The organism is Bosea beijingensis (assembly GCF_030758975.1).
GTDB lineage: Bacteria > Pseudomonadota > Alphaproteobacteria > Rhizobiales > Beijerinckiaceae > Allobosea > Allobosea beijingensis.
On record NZ_CP132359.1, the window covers coordinates 1991060 to 2016075 of the forward strand.

Here is a 25016-nt window from a genome sequence, read left to right on the forward strand (position 1 = left end):
ATGACCAGGACTGGCCAGATGCTCCGTTTCGTGCAGGCCCGCGACGCCGCGCTGCTCCTCGCTGCGGGCTTCGCGCTGCTCGGCGCGCCGCAGGAGGCCTTCGCGCAGTCTGCCCCGGCCAAGCCGCGGGGCGCGTCCTCGGCCCTGGGCGGGCTCGGCGGCGACAGCAAAGAGCCGATCAAGATCGACGCCGACAAGCTGGATGTGCTCGACAAGGAGAACAAGGCCGTCTTCTCCGGCAATGTCGTGGCCGTGCAGGGCGAGACGACGGTCCGCTGCACCGTGATGACCGTGCTCTACGAGGGCCGTGGCGGCCCGGGCGGAACCGCCGGCCGCCCTGCGACGCCGGCCCCCGCCCCAGCTCCCGCAGCGACGGGCGCGAGCGGCCAGGGCAATGACAGCTCGATCAAGCGCATCCTGTGCAAGGGGCCGGTCACGGTGGTCTCGAAGACGCAGGCCGCGACCTCGGACAATGCCGAGTTCGACCGCGCCAACAACCTCGTCATCATGACCGGGAACGTCGCCCTCAATGACGGGCCGAACGTGACCCGCGGCGAGAAGCTGATCTACAACACGACCACCGGCATCGCGAATGTGCAGGGCGGGCGCGTGCAGGGGCTCTTCGTTCCCAATTCGGGTGACGCCACCAAGACCGATGCCGGCAAGCCGGCCCCGAAGCCGACCAACTGATCGTGCCGCAGTGACCGTTTCCGAAGCGCCTCGTCCCATGGCCGCGCCGGCGCGGCCGGCTCCGCGCCCGCAGCAGCCGGGCGTCTTCGGCCGTTTGCGCGGTCTGTTCGGCAATCGCGGCGAGGGGGAGGCCCGCCAGGCGCCGCTCACGGCTGCGGCGATCGGCGGGGCGGGCATCCTCGCGGTCGAGGGCCTGCGCAAGAGCTATGGCGGGCGCGCCGTCGTTTCGGATGCGAGCCTCTCGCTGCGCCAGGGCGAGGCTGTCGGCCTGCTCGGCCCCAACGGCGCCGGCAAGACCACGATCTTCTACATGATCACCGGCCTCGTCGCGGCCGATGCCGGCATCATCTCGCTCGAAGGCAACGACATCACCGCCTTGCCGATGTACCAGCGGGCCCGCCTCGGCATCGGCTACCTGCCGCAGGAAGCCTCGATCTTCCGCGGCCTCTCGGTCGAGGACAATATCCGCTCGGTGCTGGAGGTGGTCGAGCCCGACCGCAAGGCGCGCGAGCGCCAGCTCGACCAGTTGCTGGAGGAATTCACCATCACCCGCCTGCGCAAGGCGCCCTCGATCGCGCTTTCGGGCGGCGAGCGGCGGCGCTGCGAGATCGCGCGCGCGCTCGCCGGCAAGCCCTCCTTCATCCTGCTCGACGAGCCTTTCGCCGGCATCGACCCGATTGCGGTCGGCGACATTCAGGCGCTGGTGCGGCAATTGACCGATCGCGGCATCGGCGTGCTGATCACCGACCACAATGTCCGCGAGACGCTCGGCCTCGTGGACCGCGCCTATATCATCCATTCCGGGCGCGTGCTGACCGAAGGCTCGCCGGCCGAGATCATCGCCAATCCGGATGTCCGGCGCGTCTATCTGGGCGAGGATTTCCGCCTCTGAGGCTGCCGCTCCTGCGCGCCGCCGCGGTTTTGCTGCGGTGCGTCATTTTTCCGGCCGCAGACATGGCTGAGCCTTTGACGCGGCGTGGAGGCGGCGCTAGTGTCCTTTCCACAAGCAAGAAGCGTGCCGATGGCGCGCGGGCGGGAAGGGCCTTTCGCGTATGGCGATGATGCCGCGCATGGAGCTGCGCCAGGGACAATCCCTGGTAATGACGCCGCAGTTGCTGCAGGCGATCAAGCTCCTGCAGCTTTCGCATCTCGAGCTCCAGAATTTCGTCGAGGGCGAGCTCGAGCGCAATCCGCTGCTGGAGCGCGACGAGGCCAGCGAGCCGCCGGCCCGCTCCGATGACGCCAACAGCCTTCATGCCGCCGATGCCGAGAGCTTCGCCAAGGCGGAGAGCCTGCATACGCAGGAGGGCATGGAAGGCCGGCTCGGCACCGGCCTCGACAATGTCTTCCAGAACGAGCAGCCGACCGCTGCGCGCAGCGACAGCGCCGGAGCCGACAGTCTGCCGATCGTCGGAGGCGCCTATGGCGCGACGGGCGGCTCCTTCGACGGCGATCCAGAGGGATTTGAAAGCGGCCTGACTGCGGAAGCCTCGCTGCATGATCACCTGGTCGCGCAGCTCGACCTCGCCGTCATCGAACCGGCTGAGCGCATCATCGGCCGCCACATCATCGATGCCGTCGACGACAGCGGCTATCTCGGTGAACCTCTCGCGGAGATCGCCGAGCGTCTCGGCGTCGCCATCGACAGGGTCCTGACGGTCCTGCGCGTCGTCCAGGGCTTCGACCCCTCAGGCGTCGCGGCCCGCGACGTCGCCGAATGCCTCGCCATCCAGTTGCGCGACCGCGACCGCTTCGATCCGGCCATGCAGGCGCTGGTGGCGAATCTCCACCTCGTCGCCAAGCGCGACTTCGCTGCCTTGAAGCGCCTCTGCAGCGTCGATGACGAGGATATCGCCGATATGGTCGGCGAGATCCGCCGTCTCGACCCCAAGCCAGGCCGCGCCTTCGGCGGCTCGGCCGCCGAGACCGTGGTGCCGGATGTCTTCATCCGCGCCGCGCCTGATGGTTCCTGGCTGATCGACCTCAACCCCGACACCTTGCCGCGCCTGCTCGTCAACCAGACCTATCACGCGCGCGTTTCCAGGGCCGCCCGCAACGACGTGGACAAAGCCTTCATCGCCGAATGCCTGCAGACGGCTAACTGGCTGACCCGCTCGCTGGAGCAGCGCGCCCGGACGATCCTGAAGGTCGCGAGCGAGATCGTGCGCCAGCAGGACGGGTTCTTCGCCCATGGCGTCGAGCATCTGCGCCCGCTCAATCTCAAGGCCGTGGCCGACGCGATCGGCATGCACGAATCGACCGTCTCGCGCGTCACGTCGAACAAATACCTGACCTGCTCGCGCGGGGTCTTCGAAATGAAATATTTTTTCTCGGCCGCCATCGCCGCGACCGGTTATGGCGAGGCGCACTCGGCGGAAGCCGTGCGCTTCCGGATCAAGCAGATGATCGACGACGAGAGGCCGTCCGCGGTGCTCTCGGACGATGCCATCGTCACCCGTCTGAAGGAGGGCGGTATCGACATCGCCCGGCGCACCGTGGCGAAATATCGCGAATCCCTCAGAATTCCGTCGTCGATGGAGCGCAGGCGCGAGAAAGTCGCGATGGCGGCCGCGGATCGCTGAGCGATTTTGTTCCAAAGCGCTACTGCATGCGCGCCATGATTGCGCCGGCTCATTGACAACCCCGACTCCCGGTTCTTAGCTCCTAGAGATGGCCGCACACGGGCCATGGCTAAACCAAGGGGAAGCACTCCATGAGCTTGCGAATCTCCGGCAAGAATCTCGACGTCGGCGAGGCCCTGCGTGGCCAGGCTGAAGAGCGGGTCGCTGCGGCGGTCAGCAAATATTACGAGGGTGGCTATCAGGGCCACGTCACGGTCGACAAGGATGGCTCTGCCTTCCGGACCGATGGCGTCCTGCACCTCTCCTCCGGGATCACGCTGGAAGCCTCCGCCACCGCCCACGACGCCTATGCCAGCCTCGACAAGATGGCTGAGCGCATCGAAAAGCGGCTGCGACGCTACAAGCGCCGGCTGAAGGACCGTTCGGCGAGCAATGGCCGCGAAGCCGGGATCGAAATCCCCAGCTATGTGATCGCGGCCCCCGATGACGATATCGAGGATTTCGACGGTGCTTCGACCGGCGACAACCCGGTGATCGTCGCGGAATCGACCAAATCCCTGCATGTCAGGACAGTGAGCGATGCCGTTGCGGAGCTCGATCTGACCGGCGCGCCGGTCGTCGTCTTCCGGCACGCTGGCAATGGCCGCATGAACATCGTATATCGCCGCGGCGACGGCAATATCGGCTGGATCGACCCGCCGGCATCGCTGTCCTGAAGGCCGGCGGGCGATCCGCTCCGGCCGTCGAACCTGACCCGTGCCGACGGCTTTTCGGCCGGCACGGGACATGCATGGACGGGCGAATGACGCTGACCGATCTTCTGAGCCCCGCCGCGGTGATTTCGCCGCTGCGGGCCAACGGCAAGAAGCAGGCTCTGCAGGAGCTTGCCCAGCATGCCGCCACGCTGACGGGCCTGCCGGACCGGGAGCTGTTCGAAGCCTTGCTTCAGCGCGAGCGCCTCGGCTCCACCGGCATCGGCGAGGGCATCGCGATCCCGCATGGTCGGATGCCCGGAATAGAGCGCCTCGTCGGGCTCTTCGCGCGCACCGAGAAGCCGATCGATTTCGACGCGCTCGATGGTCAGCCGGTCGACATCATCTTCGTGCTGATCGCGCCTGAGGGCGCCGGCGCCGACCATCTCAAGGCGCTCGCCCGCGTCGCCCGCGTGCTGCGCAACCAATCCGTTCTGGAACAGGTCCGCAAGGTCCGCGATCCCTCGGCGATCTACGCAATCCTCGCCGAATCGGCCGCGCAGGCCGCCTAGGCCCGTTCTCGGCTTAAACGCATTAAAGACTGCTTGGACGATCCCGGCCGACGGGCTATGACCCCGGCTGGATCGGCGTCGCGTCTTCCATGTCCTGATCGCGGCGCACCCTGTTTTGGAGCCGCTGGTCATGGCCTATACGCATGTCGATCTCTTCCCGCTCGGCGAGGATACGACGCCCTATCGCAAGCTTGGCAGCGATGGCGTCAGCGTCGAGAAGATCGGCGACCGCGAGGTCCTGAGCATCTCGCGCGAGGCGATCCGCCAGCTCTCCGAACAGGCCTTCATCGACATCAACCATTTGCTGCGCCCCGGCCATCTCGCCCAGCTCGGCAAGATCCTCGACGACCCCGAGGCGACCTCGAACGACAAGTTCGTCGCCTATGACCTGCTGAAGAACGCCAATATCGCTGCCGGCGGCGTGCTGCCGATGTGCCAGGACACCGGCACCGCCATCATCATGGGCAAGAAGGGCCGCAAGGTCTGGACCGATGGCGAGGACGAGGCCGCGCTGGGCGAGGGCGTCGCGGACGCCTATTTCAAGCGCAATCTGCGCTATTCGCAGCTCGCGCCGCTCTCGATGTTCGAGGAGAAGAACACGGCGACCAACCTGCCGGCGCAGATCGACATCTATGCCGAGGGGGAGGACGCCTACAAATTCCTCTTCGTCTGCAAGGGCGGCGGCTCGGCCAACAAGACCTTCCTCTACCAGGCGACGCCCTCGCTTCTCACCAAGGACCGTATGATGGCGTTCCTGAAGGAGAAGATCCTGACGCTCGGCACCGCCGCCTGCCCGCCCTATCATCTCGCCATCGTCATCGGCGGCACCTCGGCCGAGCAGAACCTCAAGACGGTGAAGCTCGCCTCGACCAAATATCTCGACGCGCTGCCGACGAAGGGTTCGCCCTCCGGCCATGCCTTCCGCGATATCGAGATGGAGGAAGAGGTCCACAGGATGACGCAGGCGCTCGGCGTCGGCGCGCAGTTCGGCGGCAAGTATTTCTGCCACGACGTCCGCGTCATCCGCCTGCCGCGCCATGGCGCCTCGCTGCCGATCGGGCTCGGCGTCTCCTGCTCGGCCGATCGCCAGGCCAAGGGCAAGATCACCAGGGACGGCATCTTCCTGGAGGCGCTGGAGACCGATCCGTCCAAGTACCTGCCGGATGTCGATGAAGCCGCGCTCGGCGGCTCGGTCGTCAAGATCGACCTCAACCAGCCGATGAGCGAGATCCTCGCGACGCTGTCCAAGCATCCGGTCAAAACCCGGCTGTCGCTGACCGGCACGATCGTCGTCGCCCGCGACCTCGCCCATGCCAAGATCCGCGAGCGGCTGGAGCGCGGCGAGGGCATGCCCGACTATTTCAAGAACCACCCGGTCTACTACGCCGGCCCGGCCAAGACGCCTGAAGGCTTCGCCTCGGGCTCATTCGGCCCGACGACCGCCGGCCGCATGGATTCCTTCGTCGACCAGTTCCAGTCCTTCGGCGGCTCGATGGTGATGCTGGCCAAGGGCAATCGCTCTGCGGCGGTGCGCGAGGCCTGCAAGGCCCATGGCGGCTTCTATCTCGGCTCGATCGGCGGGCCGGCGGCGCGGCTCGCGCAGGATTGCATCCGCAAGGTCGAAGTCCTGGAATATCCCGAGCTCGGCATGGAAGCGGTCTGGCGGATCGAGGTCGAGGATTTCCCGGCCTTCATCGTCATCGACGACAAGGGCAACGACTTCTTCAAGGAGTTGAACCTCGGATGAGGTTCGCCCTGACCCTGGCAGCGCTTCTGCTGGCCGCTCCCGCGCTGGCCCAGCAGCCGCGCCCGGCGACCTGCTCGCGCGATCTCCTGCTGAACGAGGCCGGTTTCCGCCAGCAGCAGGCGCGGCTCGCCGCCGTCGCGAGCGCCGACCAGGCGACGCAATGCCGGGCCTTTCGCGAGCATGTCGCCTATCTCCAGAAGGCCCGCTCGGTTTTCGCCACTTGCCAGGGGGAGCCGGAGCGCGCGCGCAATGTCGCGGAGATGGATTCCGAGCTGGTGAACTATCGCGCTTTGATCGCCAATCGCTGTGGCGGGCGTTAAGAGCCTTCCCGGACAATCGAAAGGCCTTTCATGACCGACCAGCAGCCGCCGCTTCAGATCGCCATCGTGCCGGTGACGCCGTTCCAGCAGAATTGCGCGATCGTCTGGGAGCCGAAGTCGAACGAGGCCGCGATCGTCGACCCCGGCGGCGACGTCCCGCAGATCCTGGGCGCGTTGAAGCAGCTCGGCGTAACGCCGGTCGCGATCTGGCTGACCCATGGCCATCTCGACCATGCTGGCGGCGCCACCGAGCTGGCCGAGACGCTTTCGATCCCGATCATCGGGCCGCATGAGGGCGACAAGCCCCTGCTCGACGCCTTGCCGGAACAGGGCTTGCGCTTCGACATCCTCGGCATGAAGGCGGTCGTGCCGACGCGCTGGCTCAAGGAGGGCGATACGGTCTCGCTCGGCGACCTGACCTTCGCGGTCGCGCATGTGCCCGGCCATTCGCCGGGCCATGTCACCTTCTTCCAGAAGGAGCTGCGCTTCCTGCTGGCGGGCGACACCGTCTTCGCCGGCTCGATCGGCCGCACCGATTTCCCCTATGGCGACCACGAGGCGCTGATCTCGGGGATCAAGACCAAGCTCCTGCCGCTCGGCGACGACGTCCAGTTCCTGCCCGGCCACGGCCCGGCGAGCACGCTGGGCGAGGAGCGGCAGAACAATCCGTTCCTGCAGGGGTGAAAGACCGCGCCGTCATGCTCGCCCTTGTGGCGAGCCTCCACGTCTCGTACCCGCCCCGCATCGATGAAGATGCGATGGTCGGGGCCAGCCCCGCCGGGCGGAAGGCGGAAACGAAAAGACCCGCAGCGGATGTCCGCTACGGGCCTCGGAATGAACCAACGGCCATGTCCTGAACGGGTGCGCGTACATCCGGCGTCAAACGTTCGGCTCATGGCCGTCTTCAACGGCGCTGGAGAGCGGTGGAACGCTCTCGACATCGTCGTGAGCCTGAAATGGGAACGCCCGTTCCCGATTACAAGGCCCCGTCCGAAAAAGATTGGCGCCACTCGTAGAGCGCGTCGGGCTCACCCTCTTCATTGCGCTCGCCGTCGTTGAGATCGACGAGGCGGAAGCCGTGGCGCTCGTAGAAGGCCCGCGCGGCTGTGTTCCGCTGGAAGGTGAACAGGTGGAGCCGCTCCGGGCTGCGCTCTTTCGCCTTCGCGAGGAGCGATGAGCCGATGCCGCGCCGGAACTCGCCCGGCAGCAGGTAGAGCTGGTCGAGATCCTCGCCGTCGAGGCAGAGGAAGCCGAGGATGCGCCCGGCCTCCCGCGCGACCCAGGTCTCGCCGGTAGCGAGCCTGACATGCGTGATCCAGTCCCTGACCTCATCGTCGCCATGGACGCGGCGCAGCCAGGGCAGGGCCGCCGCGCGCGACGCCAGATAGAGCGAGGCGATCTTCCCGGCATCCCGGGGAGAGGCGTGCTCGATCGCGATGGCAGGCGTCGCGCTCATGCCGGGAGACTGGCTTCAGGCGTCGAAGACGCCGAGCAGGAAGTCCTGCTTGCCGATCTGGAAGCCGTTCTGGCGCAGGATGTCGTAGGCCGTCGTGGCGTGGAAATAGAAGTTCGGGATGGCGAAGCGGGTGAGATAGGCCTCGCCGGTCATCGTCACGGTCGCCGAGGGGCCGCGCGGGAAGGTGACCTCGCGGGCGAGCCCGGCATCGAGCGTTGCGCCATCGGCCGCAGCGACGAAGGCCAGCGTCTTGGCAATGCGCTCCTTCAGTTCCGGGAAGCTCTTCTCCTCGTCGGGGAAGCGCGGGTTCTCGCCACCGGAGAGACGCGCGACCGCGTTCTTGGCGAAGTCGCAGCAGAGCTGGATCTGGCGGGTGAAGGCCAGCATGTCCGGCGCCAGCCGGGCCGAGAGCAGCACCTCCGGCTGGATCTTGCGGGTCTCGGCCTGTGCCACGGCCTTGTCGAGAATGGCGTCGAGCGCCTTGAGCGTCTGCACGAAGCCGGAAAGGGCGGCGGCCTTGACTGTGAGCGTCATGATGTCCTCGGAAACGACAACGGGCCCGGAAGGGGCCCGCTGCGTGAATCTATAGAGGAGATTTTTCTGCGGCGCTCTGCGCTGGCAGATCAATCCTTCGCGCGCTCGACATAGGAGCCGTCGGCGGTCATCACGACGACGCGGGTGCCGACGCCGACATGCGGCGGAACGGCGCTGCGCACGCCGTTCGACAGGATCGCGGGCTTGTAGGAGGAGGAGGCCGTCTGGCCCTTGGTCACCGGCTCGGTCTCGACGACTTCGAGCGTCACGCGCTGCGGCAGTTCGATCGCGACGGCCTTGTCCTCGAAGACCGAGAGCGAGACCTTCATGTTCTCCTGGAGATAGGGAGCGGCGTCGCCGATCACGTCCTTGTCGACCGGGATCTGGTCGTAGGTCTCCGGGTTCATGAAGACGTACTGCTCGCCGTCCTGGTAGAGATAGGTGAAGTCGCGGTCCTCGACATAGGCGCGCTCGACCTGCTCGGTCGTCTTGTAGCGCTGCGTCATCTTGGTGCCGTCGGAGATGCGGCGCATGTCGATCTGCGTCGTCGGGGTGCCCTTGCCGGGGAAGAAGCTCTCGGCCGAGATGACGGTGCAGAGATGTCCGTCCAGATCCAGGACGTTGCCCTTGCGGACGGAAGAGGCGATGACCTTGACCACGTGAATGTCCTTGCTGGCGCGCGGCGTTCCGCCGCGCTATGCGAATTCTGTCGCCGCGCAACTACCGCATTCGCGCGCGAAACGAAAGCTTTCCGACGCATTCGACGCGAGATTCGATGAGTTCGTCCCCGACGCCGTTCTGGCGGCCCGATGTTCATGCCGACCGCCGCCCGGCCCTGCTGGCGCGGGGGCGGATCAAGGCTGCGCTACGGCGCTGGTTCGAGGTCCGTGACTTCACCGAGGTCGAGGCGGCGATCCTGCAACGCTCGCCCGGCAACGAGACGCATCTGCACGGCTTCGGCACGACGCTGATCGACAACGCCGCCGAGCTGCACCCCTATTACCTGCACACCTCGCCGGAGTTCGCAGCCAAGAAGCTGCTGGCGGCCGGCGAGACCCGCATCTTCGATTTCGCCCGCGTCTTCCGCAATCGCGAGCGCACCGCCCTGCACCATCCCGAATTCACGATGCTGGAATGGTATCGCGCCGGCGAGGACTATGACGCGCTGATGCAGGATTGCGCGGCGCTGATGGCTGAAGCCGCGCGCGCCGCCGGTGCCGCCGCGCTGCGCTGGCGCGATATCGAGGCCGATCCCTTTGCCGAGCCCGAGCGCCTGACCTTGCAGGAGGCCTTCAAGCGTCATGCCGGGATCGACCTGCTGCGGACGGTGACAGCCGATCAAGAGCTCGATCGCGGTGGTTTGGCCGCGGACGCGATCGAGGCCGGCATCCGGGTTGCCGAGGACGACACGTGGTCCGACATCTTCAGCCGCGTGCTCTCCGAGCGCATCGAGCCGTATCTCGGCCGTGGCCGCGCCACGATCCTCTGCGAATACCCGATCAGCGAGGCTGCGCTCGCAAGGCCGAAGCCCGGCGATCCGCGCGTGGCCGAACGCTTCGAGCTTTATGCGTGCGGCGTCGAGCTTGCCAATGCCTTCGGCGAACTCACCGATCCGGCCGAGCAGCGCCGCCGTTTCGAGGCCGACATGGACGAGAAGGAGCGCATCTATGGCGAGCGCTATCCTGTCGACGAGGATTTCCTGGAGGCGCTGGCGCTGATGCCGGCAGCGTCCGGCATCGCGCTCGGCTTCGACCGGCTCGTCATGCTCTGCGTGGGTGCGCGCCGGATCGAGGATGTGCTCTGGACGCCGGTCGCGGAACCGGGCAGGGGAGGGGCATGACCGTTCACCAGCCCCCCGGCGGCCAGCCTTTGCGCAGCATCGACGCACTCGTCGAGGCCGGCCTGGCCGCGCCTGCGCGTCGCGAAGCGCTGAAGAAGGTGGCGGAGCGCTATGCCGTCTCGGTGACGCCAGCCGTCGCAGGTTTGATCGATCCGGCTGACCCGGCCGATCCGATCGCGCGCCAGTTCATTCCCGATGCGGCCGAGCTCACGACGCTGCCGCAGGAACTTGCCGACCCGATCGGCGACGATGCCCATTCGCCGGTCGAGGGGGTGGTCCATCGCTATCCCGACCGCGCACTGCTCAAGCTCGTCCATGCCTGCCCGGTCTATTGCCGCTTCTGCTTCCGGCGCGAGATGGTCGGTCCCGGCGGAGACGCGCTGACCGGCGCCAGGCTCGACGCAGCGCTCGCCTATCTGGCCTCCCATCCCGAGATCTGGGAGGTGATCATGACGGGCGGTGATCCCTTCATCCTCTCCGCGCGCCGGGTGCGCGAGGTGGCGAAGCGCCTGGCCAGCATCCCGCACATCAAGGTCGCGCGCTGGCATACCCGCGTGCCTGTGGTCGACCCCGGCCGGATCACGCCGGATTATGCGCGGGCGCTGCGCATCCCCGGCAAGGCGAGCTATATCGCCATCCACGCCAACCATCCGCGCGAATTCACCGAGGACGCGCGCACGGCGATCGCGACGCTGGCCGATGCCGGCCATGTCCTGCTCAGCCAGTCGGTCCTGCTCAAGGGCGTGAACGCCGATGTCGAGACGCTCGGCGCCCTGATGCGTACCTTCGTCGAGAACCGCATCAAGCCCTATTACCTGCACCACCCCGATCTCGCGCCCGGCACCGCGCATTTCCGCCTGACGCTGGAAGAGGGGCAGGCGCTGGTCAAAAGCCTGCGCGGCAACCTTTCCGGGCTGTGCCAGCCGACCTATATCCTCGACATCCCCGGCGGTGCCGGCAAGATTCCGGTCGGCCCCGCCTTCCTCTCCGGTTGCGAGACGCCGGGCGGGGAAGCGGTCGCCGAAGACCGTCATGGCGGGCAGCATCGCTACCCGCCGGCCTGATACCTGAGGACATGACATGCAGGACAAGCTGCCGCTCGCGATCGTCTCCGACATCGCCTGCCCCTGGTGCTTCATCGGCAAGGCCCGGCTGGAGACGGCGCTGGAGCGCTATGGCCTGGGCGACCGCTTCGCCATCACCTGGCTGCCCTATGAGCTGAACCCGGAGATGCCGGCGGAGGGCATGGATCGCACGCAGTATCTCGAAAGCAAGTTCGGCCCCGGCAAGCGCAAGGAGATCGAGGTCCGGCTGTCGGAAGCGGCGCTGGAGAGCGGCGTGACCTTCAACTGGGCGAAGGTGACGCGCAGCGTCAACACCCGTATGGCCCATATGCTGGTCGCGGCGGCCTCGACCGTGCAGCGCGGCGGCGACATGACGGCGGCCCTGTTCAAGGCCTATTGGCAGGACGGGCGCGATATCGGCGATCTCGAAACCCTGATCCAGATCGCGGTGGAGCAGGGTTTTGACGAGCAGGCCGCGCGCGACGAGCTCGCAAATGACGAATTGCGCGAGACGGTGATCGGGCTGGAGGACCACGCCCGAAAGGTCGGCGTCACCGGCGTGCCCTTCTTCATCGTCGACGGCAAGCTCGCCGTTTCGGGCGCACAGCCGCCGGAGGTCTGGGGGCAGGTCTTCCAGCAGGTCTTCGCCGCGCAGGCTCCGCAGGAGCCGCAGTTCTGAGGCGAGGGGCCTCAGAACGCGCCTTTCAGCAGATGGGCGACGGCCGGCGCGCCCAGCGAAACGCCGGACAGGAACAGCAGCAGGAACACGATCTGGCGCATCACCGCCTGCGTGAGCGGCGGCGGATAGCGCCGCGCCAGATGCGTCCCCAGCATCACCGCCGGAATGGCGAAAAGGCCTGATAGAGTGGATGGCGCAGGGATCTGGTCGGTGGCGATGACCAGCCCCGTGCGGAACAGGGCGTTCAGCGCGAAGATCGTCACCAGCGTTTCCCTGACCACGATGAGCGGCATGGGTTGGCGGTAGAAATGATAGACGAGCGGCGGGCCGCCAGTTGAGAACATTCCGCTCATCAATCCCGCGATGCTGCCGAAGAACAGGTAGCTGGGCGCGCCTGACGGTTGTTTGAGCGGATCGGGCTTCCGCGCCAACTGCAGGCTGGAGACGATGATCACGAAGCCGAGCACCAGCCGCAGCAGATCGGCCCGGCTGGCGGCAAGCCATTCCAGCAGGTGGAAGCCGATGAAGACGAAGGGCCAGCTCGCGACCAGGACCAGCCCGAACTTGCGCCAGTCGACATCGCGCCAGCCCTTGAGCAGCATCTGCGTCGCGTTGACGAGGGTGAGTGCGCTGATGAGCATCGCCGCATCCGGCAGCGAGAGCAGCCCGGTCAGGCCAACGCCGCCCATCGCGATCAGGCCGAAGGCGAAGCCGGTCAGCGTCTGCACATAGGCTGCCATGCCGGTCAGCAGCAGAAAGCCGATCAGGGCGGCCAGGGACATGGTCGGCGTCTCCGAGGAAGCGGAGCGTGAGGCCTAGAGGATTGGCCCGAATGCGGGAATAGATTTCTCGGCAAGGCGTCGATGCGCAGAAGGATGTTCTACGCGCTCCTGCCCCCGCGCCCGCGCTTGCATCCCGCTTCGAATCGTGCGCCTTCCCTCGAAACTCAGGGAGCCGGTTGATGAACCAGAAGATCAACGATGTCCGCGACCGCCTGATCGTCGCCCTCGACGTGCCGACCGTGTGGGATGCCTACCGCCTCGTCTCGACGCTGGGCGACGGTGTCACCTTCTACAAGATCGGCTATCGCCTCGCCTTCGCGGGCGGGCTCGATCTCGCGCGCCAGCTCGTCTCGGAAGGCAAGAAGGTCTTCCTCGACCTCAAGCTGCACGACATCGGCAACACCGTGACCGAGGGCGTGGATTCGCTGACCAGGCTCGGCGTCACCTTCCTCACCGTCCATGCCTATCCGCAGACCATGCGCGGCGCGGTCGAGGGGCGCGGCGACGCTGCTCTCAAGCTGCTCGCTGTGACGGCGCTCACCTCCTATGACGATGGCGACCTGCGCGATGCCGGCTACGGGCTCGCTGTGCGCGATCTCGTGCGCCTGCGCGCCGAGCAGGCCCGCACGGCGGGCATCGACGGCATCGTCTGCTCGGCCGCCGAGGCCGAGATCGTGCGCGAGGTCATCGGCAAGGACATGGTCATCGTCACGCCCGGCATTCGCCCTTCCGGCAGCGCGGCGGGCGACCAGAAGCGCACGCTCACCCCGGCCGAGGCGATCCGCATCGGCGCCGACCATCTCGTCGTCGGGCGTCCCATCATCCGCGCGGCAGACCCGCGTGCGGCGGCGGGCGCGGTCATGGACGAGATCGTCGCGGCTTCGTAAGCTTCCTCGATCGCAAACCCGATTCAGCCAACGGACTGCACCATGCCCAAGGGATATGTCATCGGCCGCGCCAAGGTCTCCGACGCGACCAAATGGGCGAGCTATGCCGCCAAGGCCTCCGAGGTCATCAAGCAATATGGCGGCACGCCTGTCGTGCGCGGCGGCCAGATGACGGTCGGCGAGGGCGAGGGCCGCGCCCGCAACGTCATTCTCGAGTTCAAGGATTTCGAGACGGCCCGCGCCTACCTGTTCTCGCCGGAGTATGCCGAGGCCCGCAAGCTGCGCGAAGGCGCCGGCGAGATCGATCTCGTCGCCGTCGAAGGGCTCTGACCGTGGCCAAGGGCTACTGGATCGCGCGCGTCGACGTCGAGAACGCCGAGGCCTACGCCAAGTACCGCTCGCTCAATGCCGTCGCCTTCGCCAAATACGGGGCGAAGTTCCTGGTCCGCGGCGGCGAGTACAAGCTCGCCCGCGGCGAGGGCCGCAAGCATAACGTCGTCATCGAGTTCAAGGACGAGGAGACGGCCCGCGCCTGCTACGCCTCCCCTGAATATCAAGAGGCGGTGAAGCATCTCAGCAGCGCCGGCCAGTCCGATCTCGTCATCATCGGTGGCTATGATGGCCCGCAGCCGGGCGAATAGACGGCGGCTTCCTCCGCTGTCATCCCGCGCTTGCCCCGGGATCCATCGCAGGGCACCGTGCCCTTCGATGGATTCCGGATCGGCGTCGCTTCCGCGGCTTGTCCGGAATGACGGCGTATCTCCACGAAAATGAAACAGGTTCAAGAGGGCGCGATCGACCGGTGACTTGGTCGCCCGTCCACGACCAGGCGCGCGATCGCCGTTCCGGCATGGCTTCGTTATCTGGTTGAAACATCTCCGTCATTTGGATGACGAAAGTATCCTTCCGCCTCTTCTAGGCTGCCTTTCATGGCCCTCCCGAACGGAAATCGGGCAGGCTGGCTGAAGAGCGTGCGGGTTGTGTACGGCTCTATCAGGAAGGCCGAGGATTCAGCGCGGCCGAAGGGGGAGCGCCGCGCTGCGCAGCAGTGAAACGAGCTGGCTTTGCTGTCGGGTGTTCGTCTTCTGGAAGATGCGCGCCAGATGCGTGCGTGCGGTCGAAATCCGGACGCCCTGGGCCTCGGCAGCCTCGGTCAGGGATGATCCGCTCGCAAGGGCGGAGGCGAACTTGGCTTCGGTATCGGTGAGATCGAAGAGCTGGCGCGCGCAGGCGACGATATTGGTCGCCGTCTCCAGGCGCCGCAGCGCGATCAGCGCCTTTCCACCCGCGTGAGCCTGTGTGACGGAGGGGGGCGCTGGCATGGCGCAGGCCGAAAGCGAATGAGAACCGTCCTCGCCATGCAGGATCATGCTGGCCTGGCCCGGGGCGAGCGGGTCCTGCGCGCTGCGCAAGGCCCCTTCGACCAATTGCCTGAGTTGGCGCTGATCACCCGGCCGGCGCGCGTACAGGCGTCCCTGCCGCAGGCCGAGCGCGCTCTCGGGATCGGACAGGATCTCGTCGGCACCTTCGTTGGCGTAGGTGATCCGCATATCCGGGTCGAGGATCGCGATGCCCATCGCGATCTGGTCGAGAGCGCTGCGCGCCTCGTCCCGCTGGATGATCACCCGGCCTATATGACGGCGCAATTCGACGACGCGCCGCAGCACCGGATAGAGTTTTTCGAGCACGGCGACATCTTCCGAGTCGAATCCCTCCTGCCGCCGGCCGCGCTGCACGTCGAAGAACCAGAAGGCCTCCCCGTTGCTGGCGAGGCGGCAGGCCATGCCGCCATACATGTCCTGCGGGCGCATCCATTCCTGCCAGACGCGCGAATTACGCAGGGTCTCCGCGCCGAACACGTCATGGTCGTGATAGATTTCTCCGAGCGGGATATCGCGCAGCGCACCGCCCATATCGATGAAGTCGGGCGCGAGTTCGCCGAAGCAACGTTCCTGCAGCGCGGGGTCGGGATTGGTCGTGTAGCAGGCCCAGTCCTCGGGGCTGGGCCCGAACCCGGCGAAACAGGCCTTCGAGCCGTTGAAAAGCTGCCGCATCGTTTCGGCGGCGGCCTGCATCTGCCCTTCGTCCATCGCCCCGACCAGCAACTGGTCGATCGCGGACATCACGGTATCGACGTCGAGGCGCGGCATGAGAGGTCCCGGCTGGCCACGGAAGACGCATGCGTGATGCGCCCTGTCGAAACTAGCAGTATGGACCGCTCAGGAAAAGTCCAAAAACAATCCAAAGTTTTTTATCGATCCCGCGCCGCTTCATCAACGGCTCATCGTTGCGATGGCGTCGGTCGTCGGCAGCGCGTCGAAGACGCCGTGCCGCGTGGTGGTCAGGGCGCCGGCCGCGGCGGCGTCGCGCAACGCGTCCGGCAAAGAGCGTCCCATCGCCAGGTGGACGCCGAGGGTTGTCGCAAAGGCGTCGCCCGCGCCGAGCGAATCAATCGCCTCGACCGGAAAGCCCGCTTGCATGACAAGAGGAGCATTCGGTGTGATGGCCAAGGCGCCGGCCGCGCCGCGGGTCAGGACGACGAGGCGCGGCCCCCGTTCCAGAAGCGCCGGACCGAGCTCCCTTGCAAAGCGCTTTGGCTCGGTGGGTCCATCCGGTTCCAGGGCAAGCGCGGTCGCGAGGCCGCGCGCCTCGGTCTCGTTGATGATCAGGATCGAGGTCAGCGCCAGGATGGCGGCGGGAATCGCCCGATAGGGCGAGGGGTTGAGCAGGGTCGGAACGCCGGCTTGCCGGGCCAGGCGGAAGGCTGCCTCGATCGGGGCGTCGCTGATCTCGAACTGGGCCATCACCAGCGCGGCATCGGCGATGGCTTGTGCCCGCTCCTGGACATGCCCGGCCGTGAGGGCGAGATTGGCACCGGAGGCGACGGCGAGGCAGGTCTCGCCGCCCGCATCCGTGAAGCCGATGCCGCTGCCGGTGCTGCCGGCGAGCCGGACCAGCATCGACGGCGGCAGGCCGGCCCGTTCGAGCGCCGGCGGGGCGAAGGTGGCAGCGAGATCGTCGCCGACCGCGAGCAGGCCGTCGACCGCGGCGCCCAGGCGGCGCGCCATGATCGCCTGGTTCAACCCCTTGCCGCCCGGCTCGATCGTCACGGTTTCGGCAGCGAGCGATTCACCCGGGCGCGGGAAGCGGGCGACCTTCGCCGAACACGCGACGACGAAGCTTCCGAGCACGAAGATGGGTTTCCCAATCATAGAATTTGATTTCCACAATCTCGAACTGCTACGCGGGTTGTGTCACGCTCATGCCAACGATGACAGTGCCTAAGCAGAATACGAAACCGCCCTTCCAGGACCTGCTGGAACTGCGCACCGATACCGCCAAGCCGCTCTACCAGCAGCTTGAGGACCAGCTGATTCAATTGATCGGCGACGGTACGCTGCCCCCTGGCACGACCCTGCCGGCCGAGCGCCAGCTTGCCGAGCGGCTCAGCATCAGCCGCGCCACCGTGCAGCGCTCCTACAACGCCTTGCGCGAGCGCAAGCTGCTGAGCGCGCAGGGGCGCCTGGGCTCGATCGTCCAGGGCACGGGGCCGCGGCTGCATTCCGGCATGGACCGGCTGAAGGGCTTCACAGAAGAGATGAAGGAACTCGGCCGCGTGCCGTCCTCCCGCATCATCGAGCGCGCCGTGGTCACCGACCGCTCGATCGCCTCGATCTTCGGCTTGTCCTCGCATGCGCGTTTTCTCAAGCTGGTCCGCGTCCGTTCAGGCGACGACATCCCGATGTCGCGCGAGGTCGCCTGGTATAATCTGGAGCGCGCGCCCGAGCTGGCCGAGGGCGACCTTTCCGGCTCGGTCTATGCCCGGCTCGCGGAGCTCGGCCTGCCGTTGACGCGCTGCGACCAGACAATCGAGGCGGCGGCGCCGACCGTCGAGGAATGCGCCATCTTCGGCTTCGATGCCCCCGTGCCCTGCTTGCTGATCAAGCGGCGCAGCTATGGCGCCGATGGCGACATGCTGGAATATGTCGAGGGCCTGTTCCGCGGCGATACCTATACCTATCGGCTGACACTGACCGCCTGACGGCCCACGACCCCGCGGGAAACCGGGATCGATGTCCAATACCAGTCCAAAATCCGAAAGAGGCATTGAACCTGCCCGAGGCTCGCTGCGACTAAAGGAGGCGGAACTGCATCCAGGTGCGGCGATCCGCGGATTGCAGGGATGGATATTGCGATGTCGCTTCATGTCTCGATTGTCGGCAGGACGAGCTACACCCCGTTTCCCCCGCGCCACGACGTGGCCCCCGAGGCCTTCGGGCGCGCTTCCCGGCCGGTCTTCGTCATCGATGCCGAGTTGAACCAGCGCTTCGGCAACCGCGGCGCGGAGGCGCTCGCCCGTGACGGGCTCGGCGGTCTCGATCGCTTCACCGCCTATGACAAGGATTTCATGGCGCGTTTGCAGGTCTGGCTGAAGCGCTGCCGCAATGGCAGCGCGGCTGGCGAGACGCGGCTGCCGCTGGTGCTCCGGAGCGGCCGGCAGATCGCCGTGGATGCCGTCCATCTCGCCAGCATCGAATTGTTCGTCCTGACGGTGGACGATCCCGAAAGCGCGATCGACCGCAACATCGCCCGGGTCAGCGAGGCCTGCGGCCTGACGCCGACCGAGGAGCGCATGCTCGTGCTGATGGTCGAGGGGCTCGACACGATCATCGCCGCCAAGCGGCTCGGCATCGCGCCGACAACGGCCCGCACGCATCTCCAGCGCCTATTCGCCAAGACCGGCACGGCCCGGCAGAGCGAACTCGTCCGCTTCGTCGCGACCTATGTCGAGGAGATGCGCTGACCGCGCGAACGCAGGGGCGGAGGCCGCTTTCGCACCGTTGACATAGCTTGCCATTGCACGCCCATCTGGGCCGGTATGCGGAAGCGCCGCATCCGCCCGGGGGCGATCGCGATCATGGCCGAGACGCTGTCCGCTTTCATATTCTGTGCGCTCTTGAGCGGAAGCGCCATCTTCGGCGTCAAGCTGCGCGGCTGGCTTTCGGAAGAGCATCTCTCCGAGCGCACCATGGAGGCGATCCGGCTGGTGACGAGCCTGCTCGTCACCTTCGCCGCTCTCGTGCTCAGCCTGCAGCTTTCCAGTGTCAAAGGGGCTTTCGACCAGGCCTATCGTGACCGCAATGCCGATGCGGCCGGGCTCGCCCAGCTCGACGAATGCCTGCGCGGCTATGGCAGTGAGGCCGATCCGATCCGCCTCGACCTGCGCAGCTATACCGCGGGCGTGATCGCCAGCACCTGGCCGCAGGAACCGAAACCCGCCGGCGCCTCCTATCCCGATACCGCTGCCATGGCGCGCGAAGGTGCCGATCCCGCGCTCGGCGCCCTCATCACGCGCATCGGCCGGGCGGTTAACGGCCTCGCCCCGGCGGATACGCTGCGCAGCAATCTCGCGTCCGAGTGCCGGGTGGCCTATCAGCGGGTGCAGCAGCGGCGCTGGGCGGTGATCGAGGATGTGCGCGGCCCGGTCTCGCCGCTGTTCACCAGCGTCATGACCTTCTGGCTGATGCTGGTCTTCCTGAGCTTCGGCTTGCAGATTCCGCGCAAGCGCCTCGCGGCGATCGTGTTGGCGATCGGCATCGTCTCGATCTCGACCGTGATGTTCGTGATCACCGATCTCGAGACGCATTATGGCGGCCTGTTCGGCATTTCCAGCACCTCGATGCGCGATGCGCTGGCGGGCATGGTGCGCTGAGGCCTCCGGGCCGTTGGCGCGGCGCTTGCCAAGAGACGCGCGATCGGGTGCGATGGCATCCGACGGTCCGAATAGGCCCGATTCAAACGATACGATCTCGATACGAGACGGGGGAACGAGCAGATGGTGCGTGGGATGACGGGATTGCGGTTGAGTCTGGCGTTGGCTGCGTCGGTTCTGGTGTTGGGCGCCGCGCAGGCACAGGAGCCGAAGAAGGGCGGGACGGTTCATGTCGTCGTCCAGCCCGAGCCGCCGATGCTGATGCAGGGCCTCAACCAGAACGGCCCGACCAACATGGTCGCGGGCAACATCTACGAGTCGCTGCTGCGCTATAACGAGAAGCTCGAGCCGCAGCCTTCGCTCGCCAAGAGCTGGGAGATCTCGCCGGACGCGAAGGTCTACACCTTCAAGCTCCAGGAAAACGTCAAATGGCATGACGGCAAGCCGTTCACGGCCGATGACGTCGTCTTCACCCTCGACAAGTTCCTGCGCGAGGTCCATCCGCGCTGGCGCCCGATCGTCAATGCCCAGGTCGAGAAGATCGAGAAGGTCGACGATCTCACCGTGAAGATCACGCTGAAGCAGCCCTTCGGCCCGATGATCATGACGCAGGAGGTCGCCTCCGCGCCGATGATCCCCAAGCACATCTATGACGGCACGGATTACCGGGCGAACCCCGCCAACAACACGCCGATCGGCACCGGCCCCTTCAAGCTCAAGGAGTGGAAGAAGGGCTCTTATATCCACCTCGTCAAGAACGAGGACTACTGGCTGAAGGGCAAGCCGAACCTCGACGAGATCTACTGGCAGATCATTCCCGATGCAGCCGCCCGCGCCGTTGCCTATGAGACGGGCAAGGTCGACGTGCTGACCGGCGGCTCGGTCGATGTCTACGACGTTGCACGCCTGTCGAAGCTGCCCAATACCTGCATGACGACCAAGGGCTGGGAGATGTTCGCCCCCCATGCCTGGATCACGCCCAACGTGCGCAACGGCATTCTCGGCAACAAGCAGTTCCGCCAGGGCCTGATGTACGCCATCGATCGCGAATTCGGGAAGGACGTGGTCTGGGGCGGCCTCGGCAAGCTGCCGACCGGGCCGATCTCGTCCAAGACCAAGTTCTATTCGGCCGATGTGCCGAAATACACCTATGACCCCGCCAGGGCGAAGGAGCTGATCAAGGCCTCCGGCTACAAGGGCGAGACGATCAAACTGCTCAACCTGCCCTATGGCGAGACCTGGAGCCGCTGGTCCGAGGCGATCAAGCAGAACCTCGAGGATGTCGGCGTCAAGGTCACGATCGAGAACACCGACGTGCCCGGCTGGACGCAGAAGGCGTCGAACTGGGATTTCGACCTGAACTTCAACTTCCTCTACCAGCTCGGCGACCCCGCCATGGGCGTGGCGCGCTCCTACATTTCCGCCAACATCGCCAAGGGCAATCCCTTCGCCAATGTCGGCGGCTATTCCAATCCCGAGGTCGACAAGCTCTTCGCCGATGCGGCGATCGCGCCGACCGACAAGGAGCGCCAGGAGCTCTACACCAAGATCCAGAAGATCCTCGCCGACGAGTTGCCGGTGCTCTGGCTGCTGGAGATGGATTTCCCGACCATCTACCGCTGCAACGTCAAGAACCTCGTCACGACCGGCGTCGGCGTGAACGACGGCTTCCGCGACGCCTGGAAGGAGTAGGGCGAGCTCGAAGGAGCGCGTCATCCCGGACGCCGCGAAGCGGCGATCCGGGATCGTATCGGGGTCGGGTTCCAGGGCCGCCCCATCCTGACGACGGTCCCGCGTCTGCGCGGCGGCACTTCGCGCCGCGCAGACGCGGGATGGCAGGCTTCACGAAAGTCCTGAATGAACCTCGCGCAATTCCTCGCCGGCCGGCTCGTGAAGGGGATCATCGTCCTCTTCGCGATCGCCGTGCTGAACTTCCTGCTGATCCGTGCCGCGCCGGGCGATCCCGCGCAGGTGCTCGCTGGCGAGGCCGGCGCCGCGGATGCACAACTGCTCGAACAGTTACGCGCCCGCTTCGGCCTCGACCAGCCCTTCCTGACCCAGCTCTGGATCTATCTGAAGGGCTATCTCACCTTCGATCTCGGCTTCAGCTATCGCCAGCAGCAGCCGGTGCTCAGCCTGATCATGGAGCGCCTGCCGGCGACGCTGCTGCTGACGGGCGCGGCCTTCATCGTCTCGCTCGTCGTCGGCACGGCGATGGGTGCGCTGGCGGCGCGGCGCGCCGGCAAATGGTCGGACAGTCTGATCACCACGCTGGCGCTGGCCTTCTACGCGACGCCGCTGTTCTGGATCGCGCTGATGAGCCAGATCGTCTTCGCGCTGAAACTCGGGCTCGTGCCGAATGTCGGCTATGAAACCATCGGCGCGAATTATACCGGCCTCGCTCGGGCGCTCGACATCGCCCATCACCTCATCCTGCCTTCGCTGACGCTCGGCCTGTTCTTCACTGCGCTCTATGCCCGGATGATGCGGGCCTCGATGCTGGAGGTGGCGGGCGCCGATTTCGTCAAGACGGCGCGGGCCAAGGGCGTCTCGCAGGCCAGAGTCTGGCGCCGGCACGTGGCGCGCAACGCCATCCTGCCGGTGGTGACTCTGGCCGGCCTCCAGGCCGGCCAACTCGTCGGCGGCGCGGTGCTGACCGAGACCGTCTTCGCCTGGCCCGGCATCGGCCGCCTGATGTTCGATGCGCTGGTGCAGCGCGACTACTCTGTCCTGCTCGGCGTCTTCTTCGTCTCCTCGGCGATGGTCGTCTGCTTCAATATCGCGACCGATCTGGTCTACCGGATCGTCGATCCGCGCATCGAGGCGCACGCATGAGATCTCGTCCTCCATCCAACCCGAGCCCTCATCCTGAGGAGCCGCGTCAGCGGCGTCTCGAAGGATGTTCCAGGAGGCTCTGGAACCATCTGGACCATCCTTCGAGACGCAGCCTGAAGGCTGCTCCTCAGGATGAGGGCTGTGGGGAAAACGCGGCATGAATTTCCTCAAGCGCTTCGTCCGCAATCGCGGCGCCGTCATCGGCATCGTCATCCTGCTCGCCGTCATCGCCTTCGCGATTCTGGCACCGACGCTCTATCCGCAATCGCCCTGGCGCCCGGTGGCGCGGCCCTTCCTTGCGCCGTTCGTCAACGAGCGCTTCCTGCTCGGCACCGATACGCTCGGCCGCAACCTCGCCTCCGGCCTCGTCCATGGCGCGCGCGTCTCGCTGATGATCGGCGTGGTCTCGACGCTGGTTGCGCTGGTGATCGGCGTGCCGCTCGGTGCCGTCGCCGGCTATGCCGGGGGCTTCGTCGACGATGCGCTGATGCGCTTCACCGAGTTCTTCCAGACCATTCCGTCCTTCGCGCTCGCTATCGTGTTGGTTGCGATCCTGCAGCCGCAATTGGGCTCGATCGTGCTCGCGATCGGGGTAGTCAGTTGGCCGCCGGTGGCGCGGCTGGTGCGAGGGGAGGTGCTCTCGCTCCGAAGTCGCGAGTATGTCCAGGCGGCCGTCACCATCGGCCAGTCGACGCCGCGGATCATCTTCAGCCAGGTACTGCCCAACACCATCGCGCCGATCATCGTCATGGGCTCGCTGATGATCGGCTCGGCGATCCTGCTGGAATCCTCGCTCTCCTTCCTCGGGCTGGGCGATCCCAACCTGATGAGTTGGGGCTACATGGTCGGTGCCGGCCGCACGCGCCTGCTCGACGCCTGGTGGATCTCGTTCTTCCCGGGCTTCGCGATCTTCCTGACGGTGCTCGCGCTCAATCTCGCCGGCGAGGGGCTGAACGATGCCCTGAACCCGCGCCTCGCCAGGGGGCGGGAATGACGGCGCGAATGACAACGCCTGCGCTCTCCATCGAAGGGCTGACGCTGGCCTTGCCTGCGATGGCCGACCGCGCCAACGCGGTCGAGAAAGTCACGCTCGCCATCCAGCCGGGCGAGACGCTCTGCGTCGTCGGCGAATCCGGTTCCGGCAAGTCGATGATCGCCCATGCCGTGATGGGCCTCCTGCCCAAGGCGGTGAAGCCGGTCGCCGGCGCGATCAGGCTCGCGGGCCGCGACATTCTCGCCCTCGACGAGCAGGCGATGCAAGAGGTGCGCGGCCGCGAGGTCGGGATGATCTTCCAGGAGCCGATGACCTCGCTCAATCCGGTCATGCGCATCTCCGACCAGATCGTCGAGACCTTCGAGGCCCATGGCCTGCACGACAAGGCGACGCGCCGGGCTCGCGCCATAGAACTCCTGACCGAGGTCGGCCTGCCCGACCCGCCGCGCCTCGCCAAGGCCTATCCGCACGAGCTTTCGGGCGGCCAGCGCCAGCGCGTGATGATCGCGATGGCGCTCGCGCTCGAACCCAAGCTCCTGATCGCCGACGAGCCGACGACCGCGCTCGACGTCACCACGCAAGCACAGATACTCAAGCTGATCGACAACCTGCGTCATCGCCACGGCACGGCCGTGCTCTTCATCACCCATGACATGGGCGTGGTCGCCGAGATCGCCGACCGCATCGCCGTGCTGGAGAAGGGCGTGCTGGTCGAGGAGGGCACGGCCGATCAGGTGCTCGGCTCTCCCCGCCACCCCTATACGCAGAAGCTGCTCGCCGCCGTGCCGTCGCTGACGCCGGCCGCGCTGCCGCCGCTGCCGGACACCGCGCCGGTGATCAGTGTCGAGGGGCTCGGCAAGACCTATCGCAAGCGCTCGCTCTTCGGCGTCGCGCGCGAGGTCAAGGCGGCCGACGACATCTCCTTCGCGCTGGTTCGCGGCGAGACGCTCGGCCTCGTCGGCGAATCCGGCTCCGGCAAGTCGACCGTCGGCCGCTGCTGCCTGCGCCTGATCGAACCTGATCGCGGCCGCATCGCGCTCGGCGACCTCGTCCTTTCCGAATTGAAGCCCGCCGAGCTGCGCCGCCAGCGGAAGCGCATCCAGATGGTCTTCCAGGACCCCTTCGCTTCGCTCAACCCGCGCCAGACGGTTGGCCGCATCATATCGGACGGCCCCGTCGCCCATGGCACGCCGCGCAAGGAGGCGCTGGCGCGGGCGAAGGAACTGCTGGAACTCGTCGGCCTCTCCGCCAATGCGATCGACCGCTATCCGCATGAATTTTCGGGCGGCCAGCGCCAGCGCGTCGGCATCGCCCGAGCGCTCGCCCTCGAACCCGACGTGCTCGTGGCGGACGAGGCGGTCTCGGCGCTCGACGTCTCCGTGCAGGCCCAGATCCTCAAGCTGATCAAGGATATCCAGAGCCGGCTCGGCCTCGCCATCCTCTTCGTCACCCATGATCTGCGCGTCGCCGCGCAGATCTGCGACCGCATCGCGGTGATGCAGCGCGGGCGCATCGTCGAGGCAGGCCCGACCGCCGCGATCTTCGCCGACCCGCAGCACGCGTATACGCGGCAACTGCTGGCGGCGGTGCCGGGCGGCGGGCGCTTCGGGCACTAATAGACGACCCCCA

At 66.6% G+C, this 25016-nt stretch carries 27 protein-coding genes; 21 read left to right on the top strand and 6 right to left on the bottom strand.

Features of this window, described 5'->3' with window-relative positions:
- The 8 genes from Q9235_RS09610 (at position 1) to Q9235_RS09645 (ending at position 7287) form a co-directional block, all read left to right on the top strand.
- The gene (locus tag Q9235_RS09610; RefSeq protein WP_306226652.1) at positions 1-690 is read left to right on the top strand and encodes an LptA/OstA family protein; all 690 of its coding nucleotides are present in this window, start codon (positions 1-3) and stop codon (positions 688-690) included.
- Between the two features lie 37 nt (positions 691-727).
- Positions 728-1582 carry an LPS export ABC transporter ATP-binding protein gene (gene lptB / locus Q9235_RS09615; protein ID WP_306226654.1) on the top strand — a complete coding sequence of 285 codons (855 nt, stop codon included), beginning with the start codon at positions 728-730 and terminating at the stop codon, positions 1580-1582.
- 160 nt (positions 1583-1742) lie between these two features.
- Positions 1743-3272, top strand: coding sequence for an RNA polymerase factor sigma-54 (gene rpoN / locus Q9235_RS09620; RefSeq protein WP_306226656.1), 1530 nt, complete (start codon positions 1743-1745; stop codon positions 3270-3272).
- Between the two features lie 131 nt (positions 3273-3403).
- Entirely contained in the window at positions 3404-3988 is a 585-nt protein-coding gene (hpf, locus tag Q9235_RS09625; RefSeq protein WP_306226657.1) for a ribosome hibernation-promoting factor, HPF/YfiA family, read from the top strand.
- Between the two features lie 86 nt (positions 3989-4074).
- Positions 4075-4536, top strand: coding sequence for a PTS IIA-like nitrogen regulatory protein PtsN (ptsN, locus tag Q9235_RS09630; RefSeq protein ID WP_257733829.1), 462 nt, complete (start codon positions 4075-4077; stop codon positions 4534-4536).
- Positions 4537-4666: 130 nt separating this feature from the next.
- Positions 4667-6283, top strand: coding sequence for a fumarate hydratase (locus Q9235_RS09635; protein ID WP_306226659.1), 1617 nt, complete (start codon positions 4667-4669; stop codon positions 6281-6283).
- Positions 6280-6603, top strand: coding sequence for a hypothetical protein (locus Q9235_RS09640; protein ID WP_306226661.1), 324 nt, complete (start codon positions 6280-6282; stop codon positions 6601-6603). Before Q9235_RS09635 ends, Q9235_RS09640 begins: the two co-directional genes overlap by 4 nt.
- Positions 6604-6633: 30 nt before the next feature.
- Positions 6634-7287 (top strand): MBL fold metallo-hydrolase, encoded by a 654-nt coding sequence (locus Q9235_RS09645; protein ID WP_306226662.1) that lies wholly within the window; start codon positions 6634-6636, stop codon positions 7285-7287.
- A 292-nt stretch (positions 7288-7579) separates the two neighbouring features.
- On the opposite strand, the gene Q9235_RS09650 is transcribed toward Q9235_RS09645, so the two are convergent.
- From Q9235_RS09650 to efp, 3 genes are all read right to left on the bottom strand, one after another.
- The gene (locus Q9235_RS09650) at positions 7580-8059 is read right to left on the bottom strand and encodes a GNAT family N-acetyltransferase (protein WP_306226665.1); all 480 of its coding nucleotides are present in this window, start codon (positions 8057-8059) and stop codon (positions 7580-7582) included.
- 15 nt (positions 8060-8074) lie between these two features.
- Positions 8075-8593 carry a DUF1993 domain-containing protein gene (locus Q9235_RS09655; protein WP_306226668.1) on the bottom strand — a complete coding sequence of 173 codons (519 nt, stop codon included), beginning with the start codon at positions 8591-8593 and terminating at the stop codon, positions 8075-8077.
- Between the two features lie 89 nt (positions 8594-8682).
- Positions 8683-9252 carry an elongation factor P gene (gene efp, locus Q9235_RS09660; protein ID WP_306226669.1) on the bottom strand — a complete coding sequence of 190 codons (570 nt, stop codon included), beginning with the start codon at positions 9250-9252 and terminating at the stop codon, positions 8683-8685.
- A 116-nt stretch (positions 9253-9368) separates the two neighbouring features.
- Here efp and epmA point away from each other — a divergent pair, with 116 nt between their 5' ends.
- The 3 genes from epmA to Q9235_RS09675 are packed head-to-tail and all read left to right on the top strand — an operon-like array spanning position 9369 to position 12176.
- Positions 9369-10433, top strand: a complete 1065-nt coding sequence (gene epmA / locus Q9235_RS09665) for an EF-P lysine aminoacylase EpmA (RefSeq protein WP_306226670.1) — start codon at positions 9369-9371, stop codon at positions 10431-10433.
- Positions 10430-11497 (top strand): lysine-2,3-aminomutase-like protein, encoded by a 1068-nt coding sequence (locus Q9235_RS09670; RefSeq protein WP_306226672.1) that lies wholly within the window; start codon positions 10430-10432, stop codon positions 11495-11497. The genes epmA and Q9235_RS09670 overlap by 4 nt, the downstream gene beginning before the upstream one ends.
- Before the next feature lie 16 nt (positions 11498-11513).
- Positions 11514-12176 (top strand): DsbA family oxidoreductase, encoded by a 663-nt coding sequence (locus Q9235_RS09675; protein WP_306226674.1) that lies wholly within the window; start codon positions 11514-11516, stop codon positions 12174-12176.
- A gap of 11 nt (positions 12177-12187) precedes the next feature.
- Here the strand turns inward: Q9235_RS09675 and Q9235_RS09680 are convergent, their stop codons facing one another.
- On the bottom strand, positions 12188-12958 hold the full coding sequence (locus Q9235_RS09680; protein ID WP_306226676.1) for a sulfite exporter TauE/SafE family protein: 771 nt from the start codon (positions 12956-12958) through the stop codon (positions 12188-12190).
- Between the two features lie 179 nt (positions 12959-13137).
- Here Q9235_RS09680 and pyrF point away from each other — a divergent pair, with 179 nt between their 5' ends.
- Genes pyrF through Q9235_RS09695 form a run of 3 tightly spaced genes read left to right on the top strand, consistent with a single transcriptional unit; the run spans position 13138 to position 14486 of the window.
- Positions 13138-13845 carry an orotidine-5'-phosphate decarboxylase gene (gene pyrF / locus Q9235_RS09685; protein WP_306226678.1) on the top strand — a complete coding sequence of 236 codons (708 nt, stop codon included), beginning with the start codon at positions 13138-13140 and terminating at the stop codon, positions 13843-13845.
- A 42-nt stretch (positions 13846-13887) separates the two neighbouring features.
- A complete protein-coding gene (locus Q9235_RS09690) occupies positions 13888-14175 on the top strand; it encodes a DUF1330 domain-containing protein (protein ID WP_306226679.1) in 288 nt (95 codons plus the stop codon).
- A 2-nt stretch (positions 14176-14177) separates the two neighbouring features.
- Entirely contained in the window at positions 14178-14486 is a 309-nt protein-coding gene (locus Q9235_RS09695) for a DUF1330 domain-containing protein (RefSeq protein ID WP_061965366.1), read from the top strand.
- 369 nt (positions 14487-14855) lie between these two features.
- On the opposite strand, the gene Q9235_RS09700 is transcribed toward Q9235_RS09695, so the two are convergent.
- Positions 14856-15995, bottom strand: coding sequence for a helix-turn-helix transcriptional regulator (locus tag Q9235_RS09700; RefSeq protein ID WP_306226682.1), 1140 nt, complete (start codon positions 15993-15995; stop codon positions 14856-14858).
- Positions 15996-16118: 123 nt separating this feature from the next.
- Positions 16119-17057: a PfkB family carbohydrate kinase gene (locus tag Q9235_RS09705; RefSeq protein WP_306226684.1), complete on the bottom strand. Its 939-nt coding sequence runs from the start codon at positions 17055-17057 to the stop codon at positions 16119-16121.
- Positions 17058-17116: 59 nt separating this feature from the next.
- Here Q9235_RS09705 and Q9235_RS09710 point away from each other — a divergent pair, with 59 nt between their 5' ends.
- The 7 genes from Q9235_RS09710 (at position 17117) to Q9235_RS09740 (ending at position 25003) form a co-directional block, all read left to right on the top strand.
- Positions 17117-17887: a GntR family transcriptional regulator gene (locus Q9235_RS09710; protein ID WP_306226687.1), complete on the top strand. Its 771-nt coding sequence runs from the start codon at positions 17117-17119 to the stop codon at positions 17885-17887.
- Positions 17888-18040: 153 nt separating this feature from the next.
- Positions 18041-18649 (top strand): helix-turn-helix transcriptional regulator, encoded by a 609-nt coding sequence (locus Q9235_RS09715; RefSeq protein WP_306226689.1) that lies wholly within the window; start codon positions 18041-18043, stop codon positions 18647-18649.
- Between the two features lie 114 nt (positions 18650-18763).
- Positions 18764-19558 (top strand): bestrophin-like domain, encoded by a 795-nt coding sequence (locus Q9235_RS09720; protein WP_306226690.1) that lies wholly within the window; start codon positions 18764-18766, stop codon positions 19556-19558.
- 123 nt (positions 19559-19681) lie between these two features.
- Positions 19682-21250, top strand: a complete 1569-nt coding sequence (locus Q9235_RS09725; protein ID WP_422678304.1) for an ABC transporter substrate-binding protein — start codon at positions 19682-19684, stop codon at positions 21248-21250.
- 165 nt (positions 21251-21415) lie between these two features.
- Positions 21416-22393: an ABC transporter permease gene (locus tag Q9235_RS09730; protein ID WP_306226691.1), complete on the top strand. Its 978-nt coding sequence runs from the start codon at positions 21416-21418 to the stop codon at positions 22391-22393.
- A 157-nt stretch (positions 22394-22550) separates the two neighbouring features.
- A complete protein-coding gene (locus Q9235_RS09735) occupies positions 22551-23387 on the top strand; it encodes an ABC transporter permease (RefSeq protein WP_306226692.1) in 837 nt (278 codons plus the stop codon).
- Between the two features lie 8 nt (positions 23388-23395).
- On the top strand, positions 23396-25003 hold the full coding sequence (locus Q9235_RS09740) for an ABC transporter ATP-binding protein (protein WP_306226694.1): 1608 nt from the start codon (positions 23396-23398) through the stop codon (positions 25001-25003).
- Positions 25004-25016 lie beyond the last annotated feature (13 nt).